This is a genomic window from Pseudomonas sp. NBRC 111139 (genome assembly GCF_001753955.1).
GTDB classification, from domain to species: domain Bacteria; phylum Pseudomonadota; class Gammaproteobacteria; order Pseudomonadales; family Pseudomonadaceae; genus Aquipseudomonas; species Aquipseudomonas alloputida.
The window spans coordinates 20,929-41,609 of sequence record NZ_BCBP01000031.1 but is presented as its reverse complement, the minus strand read 5'-3'; the positions used below and the strand labels follow the sequence as shown (position 1 = coordinate 41,609).

Annotated in this window: 16 protein-coding genes and 4 tRNA genes; 2 read left to right on the top strand and 18 right to left on the bottom strand. The window is 61.3% G+C overall.

The window, feature by feature from the left end; translation table 11 throughout:
• Positions 1 to 57: 57 nt before the first annotated feature.
• The 11 genes from BJQ17_RS12105 to BJQ17_RS12055 form a co-directional block, all read right to left on the bottom strand.
• Entirely contained in the window at positions 58 to 1,929 is a 1,872-nt protein-coding gene (locus BJQ17_RS12105) for a SurA N-terminal domain-containing protein (protein ID WP_003250248.1), read from the bottom strand.
• Positions 1,930 to 2,110: 181 nt separating this feature from the next.
• Positions 2,111 to 2,383 (bottom strand): nucleoid-associated protein HU-beta, encoded by a 273-nt coding sequence (gene hupB / locus BJQ17_RS12100; protein WP_003250246.1) that lies wholly within the window; start codon positions 2,381 to 2,383, stop codon positions 2,111 to 2,113.
• Between the two features lie 152 nt (positions 2,384 to 2,535).
• Complete coding sequence (gene lon, locus BJQ17_RS12095) at positions 2,536 to 4,932, bottom strand: endopeptidase La (protein ID WP_004576798.1); 2,397 nt, start codon at positions 4,930 to 4,932, stop codon at positions 2,536 to 2,538.
• Positions 4,933 to 5,096: 164 nt separating this feature from the next.
• Positions 5,097 to 6,380: an ATP-dependent Clp protease ATP-binding subunit ClpX gene (gene clpX / locus BJQ17_RS12090; RefSeq protein WP_003250242.1), complete on the bottom strand. Its 1,284-nt coding sequence runs from the start codon at positions 6,378 to 6,380 to the stop codon at positions 5,097 to 5,099.
• A 108-nt stretch (positions 6,381 to 6,488) separates the two neighbouring features.
• Positions 6,489 to 7,130 carry an ATP-dependent Clp endopeptidase proteolytic subunit ClpP gene (gene clpP, locus BJQ17_RS12085; RefSeq protein ID WP_003250240.1) on the bottom strand — a complete coding sequence of 214 codons (642 nt, stop codon included), beginning with the start codon at positions 7,128 to 7,130 and terminating at the stop codon, positions 6,489 to 6,491.
• 91 nt (positions 7,131 to 7,221) lie between these two features.
• The gene (gene tig / locus BJQ17_RS12080; RefSeq protein ID WP_003250238.1) at positions 7,222 to 8,535 is read right to left on the bottom strand and encodes a trigger factor; all 1,314 of its coding nucleotides are present in this window, start codon (positions 8,533 to 8,535) and stop codon (positions 7,222 to 7,224) included.
• A gap of 248 nt (positions 8,536 to 8,783) precedes the next feature.
• On the bottom strand, positions 8,784 to 9,083 hold the full coding sequence (locus tag BJQ17_RS12075; RefSeq protein WP_003250236.1) for a DUF6388 family protein: 300 nt from the start codon (positions 9,081 to 9,083) through the stop codon (positions 8,784 to 8,786).
• Between the two features lie 188 nt (positions 9,084 to 9,271).
• Positions 9,272 to 9,347: transfer RNA gene (locus BJQ17_RS12070), tRNA-His, on the bottom strand.
• Between the two features lie 36 nt (positions 9,348 to 9,383).
• Positions 9,384 to 9,468, bottom strand: a tRNA-Leu gene (locus BJQ17_RS12065).
• A gap of 52 nt (positions 9,469 to 9,520) precedes the next feature.
• Positions 9,521 to 9,596: transfer RNA gene (locus tag BJQ17_RS12060), tRNA-His, on the bottom strand.
• A 41-nt stretch (positions 9,597 to 9,637) separates the two neighbouring features.
• A tRNA-Arg gene (locus BJQ17_RS12055) sits at positions 9,638 to 9,714 on the bottom strand.
• Positions 9,715 to 9,983: 269 nt separating this feature from the next.
• Between BJQ17_RS12055 and folD the strand changes: the two genes are divergently transcribed.
• Complete coding sequence (gene folD, locus BJQ17_RS12050) at positions 9,984 to 10,838, top strand: bifunctional methylenetetrahydrofolate dehydrogenase/methenyltetrahydrofolate cyclohydrolase FolD (protein ID WP_003250234.1); 855 nt, start codon at positions 9,984 to 9,986, stop codon at positions 10,836 to 10,838.
• A 145-nt stretch (positions 10,839 to 10,983) separates the two neighbouring features.
• Here folD and BJQ17_RS12045 read toward each other — a convergent pair whose 3' ends face one another.
• Genes BJQ17_RS12045 through BJQ17_RS12020 form a run of 6 tightly spaced genes read right to left on the bottom strand, consistent with a single transcriptional unit; the run spans position 10,984 to position 16,906 of the window.
• Positions 10,984 to 12,723: an ABC transporter substrate-binding protein gene (locus BJQ17_RS12045; RefSeq protein ID WP_003250232.1), complete on the bottom strand. Its 1,740-nt coding sequence runs from the start codon at positions 12,721 to 12,723 to the stop codon at positions 10,984 to 10,986.
• Between the two features lie 39 nt (positions 12,724 to 12,762).
• Positions 12,763 to 13,035, bottom strand: coding sequence for a DUF2160 domain-containing protein (locus BJQ17_RS12040; protein WP_003250230.1), 273 nt, complete (start codon positions 13,033 to 13,035; stop codon positions 12,763 to 12,765).
• 12 nt (positions 13,036 to 13,047) lie between these two features.
• Positions 13,048 to 13,848, bottom strand: a complete 801-nt coding sequence (locus BJQ17_RS12035; RefSeq protein WP_003250228.1) for a carbohydrate ABC transporter permease — start codon at positions 13,846 to 13,848, stop codon at positions 13,048 to 13,050.
• A 3-nt stretch (positions 13,849 to 13,851) separates the two neighbouring features.
• The gene (locus BJQ17_RS12030) at positions 13,852 to 14,718 is read right to left on the bottom strand and encodes a carbohydrate ABC transporter permease (RefSeq protein ID WP_003250226.1); all 867 of its coding nucleotides are present in this window, start codon (positions 14,716 to 14,718) and stop codon (positions 13,852 to 13,854) included.
• A complete protein-coding gene (locus BJQ17_RS12025) occupies positions 14,715 to 15,812 on the bottom strand; it encodes an ABC transporter ATP-binding protein (protein WP_070096113.1) in 1,098 nt (365 codons plus the stop codon). Before BJQ17_RS12025 ends, BJQ17_RS12030 begins: the two co-directional genes overlap by 4 nt.
• Positions 15,812 to 16,906, bottom strand: a complete 1,095-nt coding sequence (locus tag BJQ17_RS12020; protein ID WP_003250223.1) for an ABC transporter ATP-binding protein — start codon at positions 16,904 to 16,906, stop codon at positions 15,812 to 15,814. Before BJQ17_RS12020 ends, BJQ17_RS12025 begins: the two co-directional genes overlap by 1 nt.
• Positions 16,907 to 17,129: 223 nt before the next feature.
• Here BJQ17_RS12020 and BJQ17_RS12015 point away from each other — a divergent pair, with 223 nt between their 5' ends.
• A complete protein-coding gene (locus tag BJQ17_RS12015) occupies positions 17,130 to 18,875 on the top strand; it encodes a sigma-54-dependent Fis family transcriptional regulator (RefSeq protein WP_070096112.1) in 1,746 nt (581 codons plus the stop codon).
• A gap of 110 nt (positions 18,876 to 18,985) precedes the next feature.
• Here the strand turns inward: BJQ17_RS12015 and BJQ17_RS12010 are convergent, their stop codons facing one another.
• Positions 18,986 to 20,674, bottom strand: coding sequence for a bifunctional diguanylate cyclase/phosphodiesterase (locus BJQ17_RS12010; RefSeq protein WP_003250219.1), 1,689 nt, complete (start codon positions 20,672 to 20,674; stop codon positions 18,986 to 18,988).
• Positions 20,675 to 20,681: the final 7 nt, after the last annotated feature.

Genomic DNA, 20,681 nt, shown 5'->3' with positions numbered 1-20,681 from the left:
CTGGCGAAAACGAAACAGGCCGCACGAGGCGGCCTGTTTCTTCATGCAACGAACACCTTAGTAACGGGTGATGTCTGCATTGGCTTCCAGCTGCTTGCGGTAAGCCGCAAAGTCCTGCTGGCCAGCACGGGACGCGAGGTAGCGGCGAATCTGCTGCTTCTCTTCGTCGGTGGCGGTAGCGCCGTCGTTCACACCCTTGAGCTGCAACACCACCAGGCTTCCGTCACGCAGCACCACACTGCCATAAACAGGCTTGTCCTTGGCTTGCGGCTTGCCCAGACGGAACAGTGCCTGCAGTTCGGCCGGGTCAATACCGTCCTCACCACGGGTGACTGCCTCATAGGCTTTCCAGCCTTGGCCTTCGTGAACGCTGCCTGCTGCGATGGAACCGTCACGCAGGCCGGCAATCAGCTTGTCCGCCTTGGCCTTGAGTTCGGCAGTCGCCTTCTCTTTGGCCAGGTGCTCCCTGATGTTCTTGGCCACAGCGTCCAGCGGCAGTTGCTCTGGTTTGCGGTGTTCCTTGACGCGCAGCACCACGGTGGTCTCAGGGTCGAGCTCGATGGCGGTGCTATTGGCACCCTCATCCAGCACTTCTTCAGAGAACGCCGCCTGCACCACCGCACGGTTGGCGGTAATGCCTTCACCGCCCTCACGGCCGAAGGCCGCGGAGGTGTGCACCTTGAGGTTCAGGTCCTGGGCCGGCTGGGCCAGGTCGGAAGCCTCGTAGGCAGCATCCTGCAGTTGCTTGCTGGCGTCGACATAACGCTGCTCGACCAGCGGCATCTTCAGATCGCGGGTCAGTTTGTCCTTCAGGCTGGCGAAGCTCGGTACTTCTGGCGCCTGGACGCCCAGCAGCTTGATCAGATGGTAGCCAAACTCGGTGCGCACCGGAGCAGATACCTGGCCATTCTGCAGCTGGTACAGCGCCTCTTCGAAGGCCGGGTCGTATACGCCCGGGCCGGCAAAGCCGAGGTCACCACCGCTGGTGGCGGAGCCTGGGTCCTGAGAGAACTCTTTGGCCAAAGCGGCAAAGTCCTCACCCTTGGCCAGACGCTGCTCGATCTCTTCGGCGCGGGCCTTGGCCTGGGCGTCGGTGACCTTGTCGTTGACCTCGATGAGGATGTGCGCGGCATGACGCTGCTCGGCCAGGTTGGCGATTTCCTTCTCGTACTGGGCCTTGAGCTCTTCGTCGGTCACTTTGACCTGATCGAAGAACGCCGACTTCTTCAGCTCGATGTAGTCGATCACGACCTGGTCAGGCGACATGAACTCCTTGGCGTGCTGGTCGTAGTGCGCCTTGACCTCTTCGTCGCTGACCTTGACTGCGGCCGGGTCGGCCTTGAACGTCAGGGAGGCGAAGTCGCGGGTCTGCTTCTCCAGGCGAGCAAAAGCATCGACCTGTTGATCGGTGACGAAGCTGCTGCCGGCCAGGCCGGTGCGCAGTTGGCCGATGAGCATTTCCTCGCCGAGCATCTCGCGGAACTGCATGCGACCGTAGCCCATCTGGCGGATCACCTGGTCGAAACGGTCAGCGCTGAACTTGCCGTCCACCTGGAACTCAGGGGTCTGCAAGATCACCTGATCCAGCGCGGCCTCGGAGAATGCGAACTTGGCATCCTCAGCACCTTGCAGCAGCAGCTTGCGGCTGATCAGCCCCTTGAGTGCCTCCTCTCGCAGCAACTTGTCATCCAACAGCGCCGGGTCGAAATCCTTGCCCAACTGTTGCATCAGTTGACGGCGCTGCATGTCGGCCGCCTGGCTCAGCTCGTTCTGGCTGATGGTCTGGCCGTTCACCTTGGCGGCGTCCTGGCTATGAGTGGCGGCCTGGAAAATGGCTTCGAAACCGGTCAATGCCATCAACACGACGATAAGGCCGATGATGGTCTTGGCAATCCAACCTTGTGAATTGTCCCTGATATTTTGCAGCATGCGTCCCCCAGAAACGGCTGTACCACTGCGTCGACAACCGCGGAGCGTGGGTAGAATCCTGATAAAAGAAAGGCGCATCCGAGGATGCGCCTTTTCTTAGCAAACGTGTCAGGCGGGAACGTTTGCGCCCCGCCATCACCGTGCTCGGACCAGGCCAGGCCGGGTCCGGCTGAAAGACGACTTAGTTGACGGCGTCTTTCAGGCCTTTGCCTGCCTTGAAACCTGGAACCTTGGCGGCTTCGATCTTGATTGCCTTGCCGGTTTGCGGGTTGCGGCCGGTACGCTCGGCGCGCTCCTTGACCGAGAAGGTACCAAAGCCAACCAGTACCACATCGTCACCTTGCTTCAGGGCGCCGGTGACGGATTCGATGACTGCGTCCAGCGCACGGCCGGCTACAGCTTTCGGGATGTCTGCAGATGCGGCGATAGCGTCAATCAGTTCCGACTTGTTCACTCTAAGTCCCCTTATTTCTCTATTGAGTTTGTTTCTAAGTATGTAATGAAAAGCTTATGAAACGTGTGCTGGGAGGCATGGCGACAATAACGTGCCGCTTTATAGCAAGGCGCCGAAAATACTGTCAAGGAAAGCCCCCCAGCCAAAAACTACTAATGCGTGCTGATTCTTTCCTTAGCATCGCCGTCGCGCTTCTCGTCTTTCGCGACAATCTCCGGAGCCACATCTGGCAAGGGCTCCGGGGCGTATTGCAGCGCAATTTGCAGGACTTCGTCAATCCATTTGACCGGTTTGATCTGAAGATCCTGTTTGATATTTTCAGGAATCTCCTTGAGATCGCGAACATTCTCCTCGGGAATGATCACCGTCTTGATCCCGCCACGGTGTGCCGCCAGCAGTTTTTCCTTCAACCCGCCAATGGCCAATACCTGGCCACGCAAGGTGATTTCGCCGGTCATGGCCACGTCGGCACGTACCGGAATCTGCGTCAGCGCCGACACCAGTGCGGTGCACATTCCGATACCGGCACTTGGGCCGTCTTTCGGCGTGGCGCCCTCAGGCATGTGAATGTGCACGTCATGCTTCTCGTGGAAGTCGGCGGCAATCCCCAGGCTGCGGGCGCGGCTGCGTACCACGGTCTGCGCGGCGGTAATCGACTCGACCATGACATCGCCCAGCGAGCCGGTCTTGATCAACTGGCCCTTGCCGGGGATGACCACGGCCTCGATGGTCAGCAACTCGCCACCCACCTGGGTCCAGGCCAGGCCGGTTACCTGGCCGATCTGATCCTGCTGCTCGGCCAGGCCATAGCGGAACTTGCGCACGCCCAGCAGGTGCTCCAGCTGCTCGCTGGCCACCTTGACCTTGACCTGCTTCTGCCCGGTATGTTCCTTGACCACCTTGCGGCAGACCTTGGCAATTTGCCGCTCCAGGCCCCGCACACCGGCTTCACGGGTGTAGTAGCGGATGATGTCGCGAATCGCCGAGATGTCGACTTCCAGCTCTTCCTTCTTCAAGCCGTTGGCCTTGACCTGCTTGGGCACCAGGTACTTGACCGCGATGTTGATCTTTTCGTCCTCGGTGTAGCCAGGCAGACGGATGACTTCCATCCGGTCCAGCAGCGCCGGCGGGATGTTCATCGAGTTCGAGGTGCACAGGAACATCACGTCCGAGAGGTCGTAGTCGACCTCCAGGTAGTGGTCGTTGAAGTTGTGGTTCTGTTCAGGGTCGAGCACTTCCAGCAGTGCCGAAGCGGGGTCACCGCGCATGTCGCTGCCCATCTTGTCGATCTCGTCGAGCAGGAACAACGGGTTGCGCACGCCCACCTTGGTCATCTTCTGGATCAGGCGACCCGGCATGGAGCCGATGTAGGTACGGCGGTGGCCACGGATCTCGGCCTCGTCACGCACGCCACCCAGGGCCATGCGCACGAACTTGCGGTTGGTGGCGGCAGCGATCGACTCGGCCAGCGAGGTCTTGCCGACACCGGGTGGCCCGACCAGGCACAGCACCGGACCGCGGATCTTCTTGACGCGCTTCTGCACGGCAAGGTATTCGAGGATGCGTTCCTTGACCTCTTCCAGGCCATAGTGGTCGGCATCGAGGATTTCCTCGGCCTTGGTCAGGTCCAGACGCACCTTGCTCTGAGCCTTCCACGGCACCTGCACCAACCAGTCGAGGTACGAGCGCACCACGGTAGCTTCGGCCGACATCGGAGACATTTGCTTGAGCTTGTTCAGCTCCGCCTGAGCCTTGGTCAAGGCATCTTTAGGCAGACCTGCGGCTTCGATGCGCTTTTTCAGCTCTTCGACTTCATTGTGGCCTTCGTCACCATCGCCAAGTTCTTTCTGAATGGCCTTCATCTGCTCATTCAGGTAGTACTCGCGCTGGCTGCGCTCCATCTGCTTCTTGACCCGGCCGCGAATGCGCTTTTCGACCTGCAGGAGGTCGATTTCGGCATCCAGCAGTGCCAGCACGTGCTCGACACGGGTAGTCAAGTCGACGATTTCAAGAATTTCCTGCTTCTGCTCGATCTTCAGGGCCATGTGCGCGGCCATGGTGTCGACCAGGCGCCCTGGCTCGTCGATGCTGTTCAGCGAAGACAGCACTTCGGCAGGCACCTTCTTGCCCAGCTGAACGTATTGTTCGAACTGCGACAGCAGCGTGCGCACGAACACTTCCGACTCGCGCTCGGCAGTGTCGGTTTCGTCGATCAGGGAGACTTCGGCACGGATGTGCCCTTCAACTTCGGAGAAGCGCTCGACCGCACCCCGCTGTTCGCCTTCGACCAGCACCTTGACGGTGCCATCAGGCAGCTTCAGCAGTTGCAGCACGGTGGCAACGGTACCGACGCGGTACAGGGCGTCCTCACCCGGATCGTCGTCGGCTGGATTCTTCTGGGCCAGCAGAAGGATCTGCTTTTCGCCCGTCATCGCCGCCTCGAGGGCTTCGATGGACTTTTCGCGCCCCACGAACAGCGGGATAACCATGTGCGGGTAAACAACGACATCGCGCAATGGCAAAAGAGGCAAGTCGAGGGTGGTCTTCATGATTTCGCCTCTACAGCGGCCTTATGGCCGGAAACCGGTGGAAATGATGCTTGGACCTAATGTGGGGGCACGCTTGAGAAATTACAAGCGCTTGCACAGGAAAAGCAGAAAGGGGCCCGTAGGCCCCCTTCTTGCTTGCAACCGAGAACCGGCCATTGCCTGAATCAGGCGTCTGGTGCGGCTTTGGCTTGCGGTTCGCTGTTTTCGTAAATCATCAGCGGCTGCGAGGTACCTTCAATGACGCTCTCGTCGATAACCACCTTGCTGACATCCTTTTTCGAAGGAATCTCATACATGGTATCGAGCAGCACGCCTTCGAGGATCGAACGCAGGCCACGAGCGCCAGTCTTGCGCTCCAGGGCCTTGCGTGCAACGGCCTTGAGCGCATCGCTGCGAAACTCGAGGTCGACGCTTTCCATCTCGAACAGCTTGGCATACTGCTTGGTCAGGGCATTCTTCGGCTCGGTGAGGATCTGCATCAACGCAGCCTCATCCAGCTCGTCGAGGGTAGCCAGTACCGGCAGGCGGCCGACGAATTCCGGAATCAGGCCAAACTTGACCAGATCGTCCGGCTCGACCTCACGCAGGGACTCACCAACCTTCTTGCCCTCTTCCTTGCTGCGCACTTCGGCACCAAAACCGATGCCGCCTTTGGTGGAGCGGTTCTGGATGACCTTTTCCAGGCCCGAGAACGCACCACCGCAGATGAACAGGATGTTGCGGGTATCAACCTGCAGGAATTCCTGTTGCGGGTGCTTGCGGCCGCCTTGCGGCGGGACCGAGGCCACGGTGCCTTCGATCAGCTTCAGCAGTGCCTGCTGCACGCCCTCGCCCGAGACATCACGGGTAATGGACGGGTTGTCCGACTTGCGCGAGATCTTGTCGATTTCGTCGATGTAGACAATGCCCATCTGGGCCTTTTCCACGTCGTAGTCGCACTTCTGCAACAGCTTCTGGATGATGTTTTCGACGTCCTCACCCACATAACCGGCTTCGGTCAGGGTGGTGGCGTCAGCAATGGTGAACGGTACGTTCAACAGGCGTGCCAGGGTTTCGGCGAGCAGGGTCTTACCCGAGCCGGTCGGCCCGATGAGCAGGATGTTGCTCTTGCCCAGTTCGACTTCGTCACCCTTCTTGTCACGCTGGTTCAGGCGCTTGTAGTGGTTGTACACCGCTACGGCCAGCACCTTCTTCGCGCGCTCCTGACCAATCACGTACTGGTCCAGGATGCCGCTGATTTCTTTCGGCGAAGGCAATTTGTGCGCGCTGCTCTCGGCCTGGGCTTCCTGCACCTCCTCACGGATGATGTCGTTGCACAGGTCGACGCACTCGTCGCAGATAAATACCGAGGGCCCGGCAATCAGTTTGCGCACTTCGTGCTGGCTTTTGCCGCAGAAGGAGCAATAAAGCAATTTGCCGCTGTCCTCGCCGTTACGGGTGTCAGTCATTCGATCGATCCAATCCGGTAGGCTTGCAACACAAGATGAAGGCAATTGCGGGCTTTTTCAAGTCCGCAGGTAGGCGCTTTCGACGCCCACCTGCTCTGACCCCCCGGTTCAGGAGGCCAGTTGCCGCTTGTCGTAGACCGAGTCGATCAGGCCGTACTCGGCTGCGCGCGAGGCGCTCATGAAGTTGTCACGCTCGGTGTCACGCTTGATGGTCTCGAGTTCCTGGCCGGTGTGATAGGCCAGCAGCTCGTTCAGACGGGCCTTGATATTGAGGATTTCCTGGGCGTGGATCTCGATATCGGTGGCCTGACCCTGGAAGCCGCCCAGCGGCTGGTGGATCATCACGCGCGAGTTAGGCAGGCAATGACGCTTGCCCTTGGCACCTGCCGCCAGCAGGAAGGCGCCCATGCTGCAGGCCTGGCCGATGCAGATGGTCGAAACGTCCGGCTTGATGAACTGCATGGTGTCGTAGATCGACATGCCGGCGGTGACGGAACCGCCCGGCGAGTTGATGTACAGATGGATATCCTTGTCCGGGTTTTCCGCCTCAAGGAACAGCAGTTGCGCAACGACGAGGTTGGCCATGTAGTCCTCTACCGGGCCAACCAGGAAGATCACTCGCTCCTTCAACAGACGCGAGTAGATGTCGTAAGCGCGTTCGCCACGGGCGGACTGCTCGATAACCATCGGGACCAGGCCGCCTGCGGCCTGGATGTCAGAGCTCTGCTGAATATAAGAATTGCGGGACATGTCCTGCGCTCACTCCCAAATAGTCATGGCTTGAATACGCACAAGCCAGCTCGAAGGCTGGCTTGTGGAGGTTTCCTACGAGAGAAGACCGTTACTCAGCAGCGGCAGGCGCCTCGGCTGGTTTAACGGCTTCTTCGTACGAGACCGACTTGTCGGTCACAGTCGCTTTCTGCAGAACAGTATCTACAACTTGTTCTTCCAGCACAACCGAACGCACTTCGTTCAGTTGCTGGTCGTTCTTGTAGTACCAAGCGATGACCTGCTCAGGCTCTTGGTAAGCCGAAGCCATTTCTTCGATCATCTCGCGAACCTTGGCGTCGTCCGGCTTCAGCTCGAACTGCTTGACCACTTCGGCCACGATCAGGCCCAGCACGACGCGGCGCTTGGCTTGCTCTTCGAACAGTTCGACTGGCAGCTGCTCAGGCTTGATGTTGCCACCAAACTGCTGAACTGCCTGCACGCGCAGACGGTTGACTTCGTTTTCCAGCAGGGCCTTTGGCACTTCGATCGGGTTGGCGGCCAGCAGACCGTCCATGACCTGGTTCTTGACCTTGGTCTTGATCGCCTGACGCAGCTCACGCTCCATGTTCTTGCGAACTTCGGCGCGGAAGCCTTCCAGCGTCGATTCCTTGATGCCGAACTGGGCGAAGAACGCTTCGTTCAGTTCTGGCAGTACAGGTGCCGAAACGCTGTTGACGGTGATGGTGAACTCGGCGGCTTTGCCAGCCAGGTCCAGGTTCTGATAGTCCTCTGGGAAGGTCACGTTGACAACGCGCTCCTCGCCAGCCTTGGCGCCTACCAGGCCCTCTTCGAAGCCTGGGATCATGCGGCCGGAGCCCAGCACCAGCAGGGTGCCCTTGGCCGAACCACCGGCAAACGCTTCACCGTCGACCTTGCCGACGAAGTCGATGTTGACCTGGTCGTCGTTCTGCGCAGCGCGCTCGACGGCCTCGAAGCGGGTGTTCTGCTTGCGCAGCACTTCCAGCATGTTGTCCAGGTCGCTGTCAGCCACTTCGGCGCTCAGGCGCTCGACCTTGATCGACTCGAGGCCCGCAACAGTGAACTCAGGGAAGACTTCGAAGATGGCGACGAACTCCAGATCCTTGCCCTTTTCGAAGGACTTGGGCTCTACAGCCGGGGCGCCAGCCGGGTTCAGCTTCTGCTCGACGATGGCTTCGTAGAAGGAAGCCTGGACCAGGTCACCGAAAGCCTCTTGACGGGCGTCCGCCTCGAAACGCTGACGGATCACGGTCATCGGTACTTTACCAGGACGGAAGCCCGCAATCTTGGCGCGCTTGGCAGTCTGCTGCAGACGCTTGTTGACTTCGTTCTCGACGCGCTCGGCCGGAACGGCGATGGTCATGCGGCGCTCGAGAGCGGAAGTGTTTTCAACAGAAACTTGCATGGATATTCCTCGTTGCACAGACGTTAGCCGGCGTTAGCCCGACTCCAGAATCAAGGGCAAACATTCTAGTGAGTCACGCAGCAGAAGTCACCCCACACGGGACGACTGAAAACAACGCCGGTCGATTAACTTTCAAGGCCCGCACGGCACAGCGCCAGGCCTGCTTCCAAAAGGGCTGCACGGCGCCGGAGGGCGGCCTGCAGCCGAAATACTTTGTCAAACAACTACCCGCAACGCATTCGCCTCCTTTATTGAGGATCAATGTCGTTGAACTGGCAGTACTCCTCCCATTCCAGCCCCAGCGCCTCGGCCACTTCACGGTGCGTTTCCAGGCGCATGGCCTGCAACTGCTCCGGGGATTCAGCAATCAATTGCAGCGCCAGCTCCCAGGGCTCAATACCCTGCTCCTCGGCGGCATCCTCGAACGCCCACTCGATCTGCTGGGCCTGCTCACGCGCATCCAGCTCGCGGATCTCCTCGAGCAACTGCGGATTGGCTTCGGCAAAGCGCTGCAGCGCCAGGGCCTGACGGGCTTCTTTTGCAATCATCGTGATGTCCTTTGCCGGCCGAACAGGCCGGTGTTTCAACCGGCTGAAATCTAACAGCTTTTATTGGGGTGCCACCAGAGGATTACAAGGGGCAGGAGGTGTTTTGGCTGAGGCGCGGCTCATCACCGCTACGCAGACCCAAAACAAAAAGGCGCCCGATCTCACGATCAAGGCGCCTTTCAGGAATATGGGGTGGACGATGGGAATCGAACCCACGACAACTGGAATCACAATCCAGCGCTCTACCAACTGAGCTACGCCCACCATATTGCGGTCTTGCGGTACAACCTTACAGAAGCATGGTGCGGACGAAGAGACTCGAACTCTTACAGCTTGCGCCGCTGGAACCTAAATCCAGTGTGTCTACCAATTTCACCACGTCCGCGTAACGCTTAAAACAAAGGCGCCAGATGCTATCGAGGCGCCCTTGAAAAATATGGGGTGGACGATGGGAATCGAACCCACGACAACTGGAATCACAATCCAGCGCTCTACCAACTGAGCTACGCCCACCATATTGCATTACAACCTACTTGCTTGCCAAAGCTGCCTAATGGCGCACCCGGCAGGACTCGAACCTGCGACCATCCGCTTAGAAGGCGGATGCTCTATCCAGCTGAGCTACGGGCGCTTAAGCTTGAAGCCTAACCGAACGAGACGCTAACAAGGAACTGTTAAACCACTCATTCTGCCCGACTTAGCCAACCAGTGCTAGGCTGTGCCCGACAAGTGCGGCGAATCTTATAGTCGACCCCGAAAGTCGTCAACACCTTTTTCGAAAAAATTTAAATTATTTAAGGGGTTAGGGGATTTGCCCGACCACCCGCCTTTGCCCTTGGCCCATGTCGTGCGAGAATGCACGTTCTTTATTGTTCCTTCTCGATGGTTAATCACGCGTCTATGACTGCACACCTAATCGATGGCAAGGCTATCGCCGCCAGCCTGCGCCAGCAGATCGCTCAACGTGTCGTGGAGCGTCGCCAGCAAGGCCTGCGTACGCCGGGCCTGGCAGTGATCCTGGTCGGCACCGACCCCGCCTCCCAAGTCTATGTCTCGCACAAGCGCAAGGACTGCGAAGAGGTCGGCTTCATTTCGCAGGCTTTCGACCTGCCCAGCGAGACCACGCAACAAGCCCTGACCGAGCTGATCGACCGTCTCAATGACGACCCGGCCGTCGACGGCATCCTGTTGCAACTGCCGCTGCCGGCACACCTGGACGCCTCGTTGCTGCTCGAGCGCATTCGCCCGGACAAGGATGTGGACGGCTTCCATCCGTACAACATCGGCCGCCTGGCCCAGCGTATTCCACTGCTGCGCCCGTGCACACCGAAAGGCATCATGACCCTGCTGGAAAGCACCGGCCAGGACCTGTACGGCATGAACGCGGTGATCGTCGGCGCGTCCAACATCGTTGGCCGCCCGATGGCCATGGAACTGCTGCTGGCCGGCTGCACCGTGACCGTCTGCCATCGCTTCACCAAGGACCTGGCCGGCCATGTCGGGCGTGCCGACCTGGTGGTCGTGGCTGCCGGCAAGCCGGGCCTGGTCAAGGGTGAGTGGGTCAAGGAAGGCGCCATCGTCATCGACGTGGGCATCAACCGCCAGGAAGACGGCAAGCTGGTCGGCGACGTGGTCTACGAGACTGCCCTGCCCCGCGCCGGCTGGATCACACCGGTGCCGGGCGGCGTCGGGCCGATGACCCGGGCGTGCCTGCTGGAGAACACGCTGTACGCGGCAGAAGAGCTGCACAAGTAATACCGCGTAATGCGAAAACGGCACCTTTTGCAGGTGCCGTTTTTTTTGCCCGTGACAAATGACCTCTTCGCGGACGAGCCTGCTCTTGCAAGCGGTTGTCCGGCCCCCCCAGGGGGCGGGGGAAGCCACCACGGTGTTCAGCCGATCACTTCCTGGCCGCCTCCCAAGACTTCAGCAGTTCGTTGTAGCTGACGGTCTCGCCCATGGGCTTTTCGTTGGCCAGCTTGGCTTTCGGCGCACCCGGCTGGTCGAACCAGTACTGGGCGTCCTTCTCCGGATTCAACTTGGGTGCACACGTCGCCTGGGCATTGGAGCGTTGCAGGCGCTCCATCATGCGGTCCTGGTCGCGGGCCAGCCCATCCAGGGCTTCCTGCGGGGTCTTTTCGCCACTGGCGACTTCGGCGATATGGCTCCACCACAATTGCGCCAACCGCGGGTAGTCCGGCACGTTGGTGCCGGTCGGCGTCCACTGCACCCGCGCCGGGCTGCGATAGAACTCCACCAGCCCACCGAGCTTGGGCGCCAACTCGGTCATGGCCTGGGAGTTGATGTCCGACTCACGAATCGGCGTCAGGCCGACGATGGTCTTTTTCAGCGATACGGTCTTTGAGGTGACGAACTGGGCGTACAGCCACGCCGCCAGGCGTTGCTTCTCGGGGGTGGACTTGAAGAAGGTCCACGAGCCGGTGTCCTGGTAGCCGAGTTTCATACCCTCTTCCCAGTATGGCCCCTTCGGTGAAGGCGCCATGCGCCACTTCGGCGTGCCGTCGGCATTCACAACCGGCAAGCCGGGCTTCGTCATGTCGGCGGTGAACGCGGTGTACCAGAATATCTGCTGGGCAATGTTGCCTTGCGCCGGCACAGGGCCGGCTTCGGAGAAGGTCATGCCCTGCGCTTCCTTGGGCGCGTAGGCACGCATCCAGTCCACGTACTTCTGCGTGGCATAGACGGCGGCCGGCCCATTGGTATCGCCGCCGCGGGTCACGCTGGAACCCACCGGATGGCAGTCCTCCACGCGAATGCCCCATTCATCGACCGGCAAACCATTGGGCAGGCCCTTGTCGCCGCCGCCGGCCATCGAGAACCAGGCATCGGTGAAGCGCCAGCCCAGTGACGGGTCTTTCTTTCCGTAGTCCATGTGCCCGTAGACACGCTTGCCGTCGATCTCCTTGACGTCTTCGGTGAAGAACTTGGCAATGTCCTCGTACGCCGACCAGTTCACTGGCACCCCCAGTTCATAGCCGTACTTCTCTTTGAACCTGGCCTTCAACTCAGGCCGTTCGAACCAGTCGGCGCGGAACCAGTACAGGTTGGCGAACTGCTGGTCGGGCAGTTGGTAGACCTTGCCATCGGGCGCGGTGGTGAAGGAAATACCGATGAAGTCCTTCAGGTCGAGGGTCGGCGAGGTGTAGGCTTTGCCCTCGTTGGCCATCAGGTCGGTGATCGATTCCACTTTGCCGTAGCGAAAGTGCGTACCGATCAGGTCGGAGTCGTTGACCCAGCCGTCATAAATGTTCTTGTCCGACTGCATCTGCGTCTGCAGTTTTTCCACCACATCGCCTTCCTGCAGCAGGTCGTGGGTCAACTGGATGCCGGTGATCTCACTGAAAGCCTTGGCCAGCACCTTGGATTCGTATTCATGGGTGGTGATGGTTTCCGACACAACGTTGATCTTCATCCCGCGAAACGGCTCGGCTGCCTTGATGAACCACTGCAATTCGGCCAACTGCTGTTCGGGGGTAAGGGTCGAAGGCTTGAACTCGCTGCCGATCCATTTCTTTGCCGCCTCTTCGTACTGGTCGGCCCAGGCTGTGCCTTGCACGCTGGCCAGTACCAGCAACGCGGCCAGGGTCAAATGTCGCCTGTTGTGTTTGTTGTCGAACATTGTGATCTCCCGTTTCAGTTATCCCACAGGGCCGCTCGCTCAGCCCCAGCGCAACACCACCGCCAGCCACGCCAGCGACAGCAGCGAGGCCACCCACAATGGCCAGTCGCTGACACCGACCACCAGCAGGTGCAGGTAGGCGCTGGCCAGCAGGCCGATGAACAAACGGTCACCACGGCTGGTGACCAGCGGCAAAAAGCCCCGTCGCTCTACGCAGGGGCGACGCAGTTCAAGCAGGGTCATGCCCAGCAGCAACAGGCCCACAGCGGCGAAGAACAGCGCTGTCGGCAGGGTCCAGGCCATCCACTCCATGCGTTGCCCTCCTCACACCCGGCCCAGGGCGAAGCCCTTGGCCACATGATTGCGCACGAACCAGATCACCAGCATGCCCGGCAAGATGGTCAGCACCCCCGCTGCCGCCAGCACACCCCAGTCGATGCCCGATGCCGACACCGTGCGGGTCATCACCGCGGCAATCGGCTTGGCATTCACCGAGGTCAGGGTGCGCGCCAGCAGCAGTTCGACCCAGGAGAACATGAAACAGAAAAACGCCGTGACGCCGATGCCCGAGCCAATCAGCGGTATGAAGATCTTCACGAAGAAGCGCGGAAAACTGTAGCCGTCAATGTAGGCGGTTTCGTCGATTTCCCTTGGCACGCCCGACATGAAACCCTCCAGGATCCACACCGCCAGCGGTACGTTGAACAGGCAATGGGCCAGCGCCACGGCAATGTGGGTATCGAACAGCCCGATCGACGAGTACAACTGGAAGAACGGCAGCAGGAACACCGCCGGTGGCGCCATGCGGTTGGTCAGCAGCCAGAAGAACAGGTGGCGGTCGCCGAGAAAGCGGTAGCGCGAGAACGCATAGGCCGCGGGCAACGCCACGAGCAGTGAAATCAGCGTGTTCAGGCACACGTAGTACAGCGAGTTGATGTAGCCGCTGTACCAGCTGGCGTCGGTGAAGATCACTCGGTAGTTGTCGAGCGTGAACGCCTGCGGCCACAGGGTCAGGCCGCCAAGGATCTCGGCGTTGCTCTTGAACGACATGTTCAGCAACCAGTAGATCGGCACCAGCAGGAAGAAGAAGTACAGCAGCAGGGCCATTGATTTGCGTGTGCTCATGGCCTAGTCCTTGTCGGCATGGGTCATGGCTGTGTAGAACAGCCACGACACCAGCAGGATGATCAGGAAGTACACCAGTGAAAACGCTGCCGCCGGCCCCAGGTCGAACTGCCCTACGGCCATACGCGTGAGGGTCTGGCTGAGGAACGTGGTCGCATTGCCTGGCCCGCCGCCGGTCAGCACGAACGGCTCGGTGTAGATCATGAAACTGTCCATGAAGCGCAGCATCAACGCGATCACCAGCACGTTCTTGAGCTTGGGCAGCTGGATATGGCGAAACACCGCCCAGCCCGAGGCCCGATCGATGCGCGCGGCCTGGTAGTACACGTCGGGGATCGCACGCAGCCCCGAATAGCACAGCAAAGCCACCAACGAAGTCCAGTGCCACACATCCATCACCAGCACGGTGAGCCAGGCGTCGAACGGGTCACCGGCGTAGTTGTAGCTGACCCCGAGCTTGGCCAGGGAAGCGCCGAGCAGGCCGATGTCGGCACGGCCGAAAATCTGCCAGATAGTGCCGACCACGTTCCACGGGATCAGCAACGGGATAGCCATGACGATCAAGCACACCGAGGCCATACGGCCTTTGGTTGGCATGGCCAGGGCGATGCCTATACCCAACGGAATTTCGATCAGCAGGACGCAGGCCGAGTAAATGAACTGGCGCAGCAATGCATCGTGCAGCGCCGGGTCGCGCAGTACCTGGCGGTACCAGTCGGCACCGACGAAGTAGCGGCTGGACTGGTCGAAGATGTCCTGCACCGAGTAGTTGACCACCGTCATCATCGGCACCACCGCGCTGAACGCGACCAGCAGGAACACCGGCAGCACCAGCCACCAGGCCTTGTTGTTCGGCACCTTGTTGTTCATGGCCCGGCCTCCAGCAGCACATCGTCGACATACAGCATCAGCCACTGCGCCGGCAGGCTGACCCAGGCCTTGTCCACAGGCAACGGGCGGTCCTCGCCCAGCCTCGCCTTGAGCGCGACACCGCCCAGTTCGAGGGTGACGATGCGATAGGTACCCAGGTCTTCGACGTCCAGCACCCGTGCCGGGTAGGCACCCTCGAACGGGCTGTCCCACAGCTGCACGAACTCCGGGCGAATGCCCAGCTGCAGCCGCCCGCCCGCCAATGCAGCCAGGCGCTCGCACACGCCATCGGGCAGTACCAACTGGACATCGCCGAACACCACCGCGCCCGCCTCGGCACGCACGTCAATCAAGTTCATGCCCGGGCTACCGATGAAATAACCGACGAACGTATGCCGCGGTCGCTCGAACAGCTCGCGCGGCGTGCCGAACTGGACGATGCGGCCGCCGTGCATCACCGCGATCTTGTCAGCGAAGGTCGAGGCCTCCAACTGGTCGTGGGTGACGTAGATCATGGTGATGTTGAACTGCTCATGGATCTGCTTCAGCTTGCGCCGCAGCTTCCACTTCAGATGCGGGTCGATCACCGTCAGCGGCTCGTCGAACAGGATCGCCGACACGTCATCGCGCACCAGGCCACGCCCCATGGAGACTTTCTGCTTTTCATCGGCGGTGAGGTTGCGTGCTTTCTTGCGCAACACGGCAGTCAGCTCGAGCACTTCGGCAATTTCTTCCACACGGGCACGCACCCGGGCTTCATCGAGCCCCTGGTTGCGCAAGGGGAAGGCCAGGTTGTCGAACACCGTCATGGTGTCGTACACCACCGGGAACTGGAACACCTGGGCGATATTGCGCGCCTGCGGGGACAGCTGGTTGACCGGCTTGCCGTCGAACAGCACCTCGCCATGAGACGGCGTCAGCAGCCCGGAAATGATATTGAGCAAGGTCGACTTGCCGCAGCCCGACGGCCCGAGCAACGCATAGGCACCGCCCTGTTCCCACACATGTTCGAGTGCGTGCAGGGCATAGTCTGCCTCGCTGGCGGGCTGGCGGCTGTAACTGTGCGCCAGCTGGCGCAGGCGGATTTCGGCCATCACCCTCTCCTCGCCTGGCGCAGCCCCGGGGCCTGCACCAACACCCCGGCGCTGTCGAAAACGAACAGCTTGTGCGTGGGGATGAACACGCGTATCGGCGTGTCCACCTGGTATTCGTGCACCCCGGGAAGGTGCAGCACCATGCGCCAGTATTCGTTGCGCACATGCAGAAATGTTTCTGACCCACTGATCTCGGCCAACTCCACCAGCACCGCCAGCTCCAGGTCATCGTCATGGGCCGGCACCAGCGCGATATGGCTGGGGCGCACGCCGAAGCGGTAGTCACCTTCGGCCAGCGGCTCCAGGTCGGCATTGCGGGCAAAGTGCACGGTCTGGGCCAGGCTCACCTCGTTACCCGTGATACGGCCAGACACCAGGTTGATCGGCGGCTCGGAAAACAGCTCGGCAGCCAGCACGCTGCTGGGGCGCTGATAGACCTCGGCGGTGGGCCCGCTCTGCACGATACGGCCTTCGTGCACAAGCGTGGTGGTGCCGCCCAGTGCCAGCGCCTCGTTGGGCTCGGTGGTGGCGTACACAGCAATGCAATGGCGCGCCGCGAACAGCTCGCGCAGCTCCTGGCGCAGGCCTTCGCGCAACTTGTAGTCGAGGTTGACCAATGGCTCGTCGAAGAGGATCAACGAGGCATCCTTGACCAGTGCCCTGGCCATCGCCGTGCGTTGCTGCTGGCCACCGGAGAGCTCCAGTGGCAGGCGTTGCAGGTAGGTTTCGATGCGCAGCATCTCGGCAGTTTCCTGCACCCGCCGTCGGATCTGGTCCTCGGCCATGCGCGCCTGGCGCAGCGGCGAGGCGATGTTTTCGTACACGCTCAAGGTCGGGTAATTGATGAATTGCTGATACACCATCGACACATTGCGCTGACGCACCGGCACACCGGTGACGTCCTGGCCATCCATCAGCACCCGCCCCCGGTCCGGACGGTCCAGCCCGGCCATCAGGCGCATCAGGCTGGTCTTGCCGGCCAGGGTGCGACCCAGCAGCACATTGAACGAACCGGGCTCGAAACGCAGTGACGCCTCGACGATCCACGGCTGGTTGTCGACGCTACGGCTGACCTGCTCCAGCACCAGGGACATGGCGTGGCCTTTTTGTGATTGTTGTCTGCCGGCTACAGCCAGATCCGTGCCAGTCCTTGCCCGGTGCTCTGGTTCGGGGCCTGGGTGGCAGCGCTGGCAAATCGCGGGCGCGCAGGTGAACACAATCACTGCACAACTGGACACTGGCCAGTTTGACAATGAACAGCCGTGGACAACACTGAACGGCGGTCGACCCATGACAACAATCACACAGGACAGGCCCATGGCCGCATCCGCTTCGACCCACACCCGCCTGATCCAGGCTTCCTGGGACCGCTGCCGCGACCACGGCCTGCAGCCGCAGCATGCGCCGGACTTTGACTGCCTGTCCCGCGCCGAGCTCAGCGCCCTGCTGGAGCGGCGCCAAAACCTGCTACGCCTGACCCGCGAGGAAGTGCTACCGCACTATGCGCACCTCTTGGGTAACGCCAGCTACCTGGTGATGCTGGCCGATGCCAGCGGCTGCCTGCTCGACAGCTGGGGCTCGCGGCGTTTCATCGAACCGCGCCAGCACCATGGTTTCAGCGCCGGCGCCCATTGGCACGAACGTGGCGTCGGCACCAATGCCCTGGGCACCACACTGATTTGCGCCGAAGCGATTCACGTCGGCCAGGACGAACACTTCCTGCGCCAGAACCGCTACATGTCCAGCGCCGCCGCCCCCCTGTTCGACGCCGCACGGCAGCTGGTCGGAGTGCTCGACGTAGCCAGCGACGGCTACCTGCCGGCCAGCCAGACGCTTGGGCTGGTGCGCATGATGGGCCAGAGCCTGGAAAACCGCCTGATCCTCGCCGAACATGCTGACCAGCATGCACAACTGATCTTCAACAGCGCCTCCGACAACCTCGACAGCCCTTGGGCCGGCTTGCTGGTGTTCGATGAGCGCGGACAGGTGTTGGCTGCCAATCACCGGGCCGATAGCCTGCTCGGCGTAAACCCGCTGCAGCAAAACATCGAGCAACTGTTCCAGTTACCCCTGCAACAGCTGCTCAGCCATCCCCGACAACAGCCCTTCGCTCTGCAGGCCACCGGGCGCAACCGCTTTCACTGCCAGTGGCACCCCCCACGCGAAACCATTCGACGCCCCGAAGCCGGCAACGCCGAGCCGCGCCTGGAAAAAGCCTTGAAACAAGCCGGCCTGCTATTGGAGAAGGACATCCCGGTGTTGGTGGAGGGCGAAACAGGCGTAGGCAAAGAAGTGTTCGTCGACACCCTGCACCGGGCCAGCAGCCGCGCCAGGCAGCCGCTGGTCGCCGTAAACTGTGCGGCGATCCCGGCCGAACTGGTGGAGTCGGAACTGTTCGGCTATGACAAAGGCGCGTTCACCGGCGCCCACCACAAGGGCAACCCAGGGCTGATCCGCAAGGCCGACCACGGCATCCTGTTTCTGGATGAGATTGGCGACATGCCACTGCCCACCCAGGCCCGCCTGCTGCGCGTACTGCAGTCGCGCAGCATCCAGCCGCTGGGCAGTGGCGAACCGGTGCCGGTGGATATCCGCGTGGTGTCGGCGAGCAATCGCAACCTGGCCGAAGAAGTGCGCGCCGGGCGCTTTCGCCAGGACCTGTACTACCGCATCGCCGGCCTGACACTGGTGCTGCCTCCCCTGCGCGAACGCGCTGACCGGCGCCAGCTGATTGAGCAGGTGCATGCCCGCTACCGCGAGCCCGGGCAACCTGCACGGCTGCCCCCGGCCATAATCGACCTGTTCGATCAACACCCCTGGCCGGGCAACCTGCGCGAACTGGTGAGTGTGCTACAGGTGGCGTTGGCCCTGGCGGCCAACGGGCCGGTCGGCGTCGAGCACCTTCCAGCGGGTTTTCTGGCCGAGTCGAAAACACCGGTGCCGATAGCGACTGAAGAGACGGACCTGCAGAGCCTGGTCGAGCAAGCCAATGGCAACCTGTCGGCGGTGGCCCGCCGACTGGGTATCAGCCGCACCACACTGTACAAGCGGTTGCGTGAGTGATGAATCGATTGGCCCTGAAGCGCGCCGCACAGCAGGTTTTCGAAGCCACCCCTGATCGACAGCAGGTGGCGCCCCCCGTGCAGCTCAAGACCACGGCCCGCTGATGGCCTTCAAGGGTCACGCCACTGCACTGGCTGCCGGTAGGCCTGTGCCCAGGCTTGCACGTCACTGGCGGGCATCGGCCGGGCGATGCAGTAACCCTGCGCCAGCTCGCAGCCCAGGCCCATCAGTACCCGACCGTGCTCGACACTCTCCAGCCCCTCGGCAATCACCTCGCGGCCAAACGCCCGCGCCAGGCCGATCACCGCCTCCGTCAGCGCCAGGTCGTCCTGGTCATGAAGGATGTCACGCACGAACGACTGGTCGATCTTGATCGTCTGGGTCGGCAAGCGTTTCAGGTAACTCAAGGACGAATAACCGGTGCCGAAATCGTCCAGTGAGAAACGCACACCCAGCGCACGGCAGGCATCCAGGCAGCGGCTGACATGCTGCAGGTTGTCGATGGCCACCGACTCGACGATTTCCAGGTCCAGCAGCGCCGGGTCCACCGCCGGGTACGCTGCCAGCAACTGCTGCAGGCGCTCGGCAAAGTCATTGCGCTGCAAATGCCGCGCGGCGATATTCACGCTCAGCGACCAGGGCTGCCCTTGGCGCTGCCAGGCCTGCAACTGGCTCAACGCCTGCCCGATCACCCACTCGCCGATTTCGACGATCAGGTCGGTCTGCTCTACCCATGGCAGGAAATCGCCAGGCGGCACCACACCACGGCCTGGCCGCTGCCAGCGCAATAAGCCCTCGAAGCCCAGTACCTTGCCACTGCGCAGGTTGACCTTGGGCTGGTAGTAAAGACACAGCTCACCGTTGCGCAGCGCCCGGCGCACGCGCGCCACGGTCTGGTGGGTGGCCTTGAGCTCCTGTTCCTGCGACACGTCGAACAGATGGTAACGGTTGCGCCCGCGCTGCTTGGCCACATACATGGCCTGGTCGGCGTGGCGCACCAGGGTGTCGGCATCTTCGTCATCCTGCGGGTACAGGGTCACGCCGATACTGGCGCTGAGCGACAGTGTATGCTCACGCACCACACAGGGCGCCGCCAAGGCACGCAACACCCGCTGCAGGGCTGCATGCAGCTGGTGCTCATCATCGACATCGCGCAGGATCAGCACGAATTCGTCGCCCGACAGCCGCGCCACGGCATCCCCACCACGCAGGATACTCTTCAGGCGCTGCGCCACTTCCACCAGCAGCAGGTCACCCACGGCATGCCCGTAGCCGTCGTTGACCGCCTTGAAACCATCCAGGTCGAGCATGCACACCGCCAGCGAGATGCCTTCGCGGCGCGAGTAGGCCAGAGCCTGGTTCAGCAGGTCGGACAGGTAGGCGCGGTTGGGCAGGCCGGTGAGCACATCGTGACCCACCCGCCACTGCAAGGTATGCAGCAGCTGGCGCTTCTCCGTGACGTCAAAGCGGATCGACACATACTTGCGCACCTGGCCTGTCAGCGGATCGACCAGTGGCACCATGGTGCTGTCGACCCAGTACAACGAACCGTCCTTGGACCGGTTGCAGATTTCGCCCTTCCACACCCGCCCGGCGACCAAAGCCCGCCACATGCCGACAAAGAACGTCGGTTCATGCAGCCCGGAATTGAGGATGCGGTGGTTGGCCCCCAACAGTTCTTCACGGCTGTAGCCCGAGATGCTGCAGAACTGCTGATTGACGTAGGTGATGTTCCCACGCAGGTCGGTTTCCGAAAAGATTGCGGCCGCGTCCACGGCCGCGCGATAGTTATCATCCATAAAGCAT

Bases quoted from the DNA above. Each gene is read 5' to 3' on its own strand.
- BJQ17_RS12105 (WP_003250248.1), bottom strand. From the start codon at position 1,929: ATGCTGCAAAATATCAGGGACAATTCACAAGGTTGGATTGCCAAGACC.
- lon (WP_004576798.1), bottom strand. From the start codon at position 4,932: ATGAAGACCACCCTCGACTTGCCTCTTTTGCCATTGCGCGATGTCGTT.
- clpX (WP_003250242.1), bottom strand. From the start codon at position 6,380: ATGACTGACACCCGTAACGGCGAGGACAGCGGCAAATTGCTTTATTGC.
- clpP (WP_003250240.1), bottom strand. From the start codon at position 7,130: ATGTCCCGCAATTCTTATATTCAGCAGAGCTCTGACATCCAGGCCGCA.
- tig (WP_003250238.1), bottom strand. From the start codon at position 8,535: ATGCAAGTTTCTGTTGAAAACACTTCCGCTCTCGAGCGCCGCATGACC.
- BJQ17_RS12075 (WP_003250236.1), bottom strand. From the start codon at position 9,083: ATGATTGCAAAAGAAGCCCGTCAGGCCCTGGCGCTGCAGCGCTTTGCC.
- folD (WP_003250234.1), top strand. From the start codon at position 9,984: ATGACTGCACACCTAATCGATGGCAAGGCTATCGCCGCCAGCCTGCGC.
- BJQ17_RS12045 (WP_003250232.1), bottom strand. From the start codon at position 12,723: ATGTTCGACAACAAACACAACAGGCGACATTTGACCCTGGCCGCGTTG.
- BJQ17_RS12040 (WP_003250230.1), bottom strand. From the start codon at position 13,035: ATGGAGTGGATGGCCTGGACCCTGCCGACAGCGCTGTTCTTCGCCGCT.
- BJQ17_RS12035 (WP_003250228.1), bottom strand. From the start codon at position 13,848: ATGAGCACACGCAAATCAATGGCCCTGCTGCTGTACTTCTTCTTCCTG.
- BJQ17_RS12030 (WP_003250226.1), bottom strand. From the start codon at position 14,718: ATGAACAACAAGGTGCCGAACAACAAGGCCTGGTGGCTGGTGCTGCCG.
- BJQ17_RS12025 (WP_070096113.1), bottom strand. From the start codon at position 15,812: ATGGCCGAAATCCGCCTGCGCCAGCTGGCGCACAGTTACAGCCGCCAG.
- BJQ17_RS12020 (WP_003250223.1), bottom strand. From the start codon at position 16,906: ATGTCCCTGGTGCTGGAGCAGGTCAGCCGTAGCGTCGACAACCAGCCG.
- BJQ17_RS12015 (WP_070096112.1), top strand. From the start codon at position 17,130: ATGGCCGCATCCGCTTCGACCCACACCCGCCTGATCCAGGCTTCCTGG.
- BJQ17_RS12010 (WP_003250219.1), bottom strand. From the start codon at position 20,674: ATGGATGATAACTATCGCGCGGCCGTGGACGCGGCCGCAATCTTTTCG.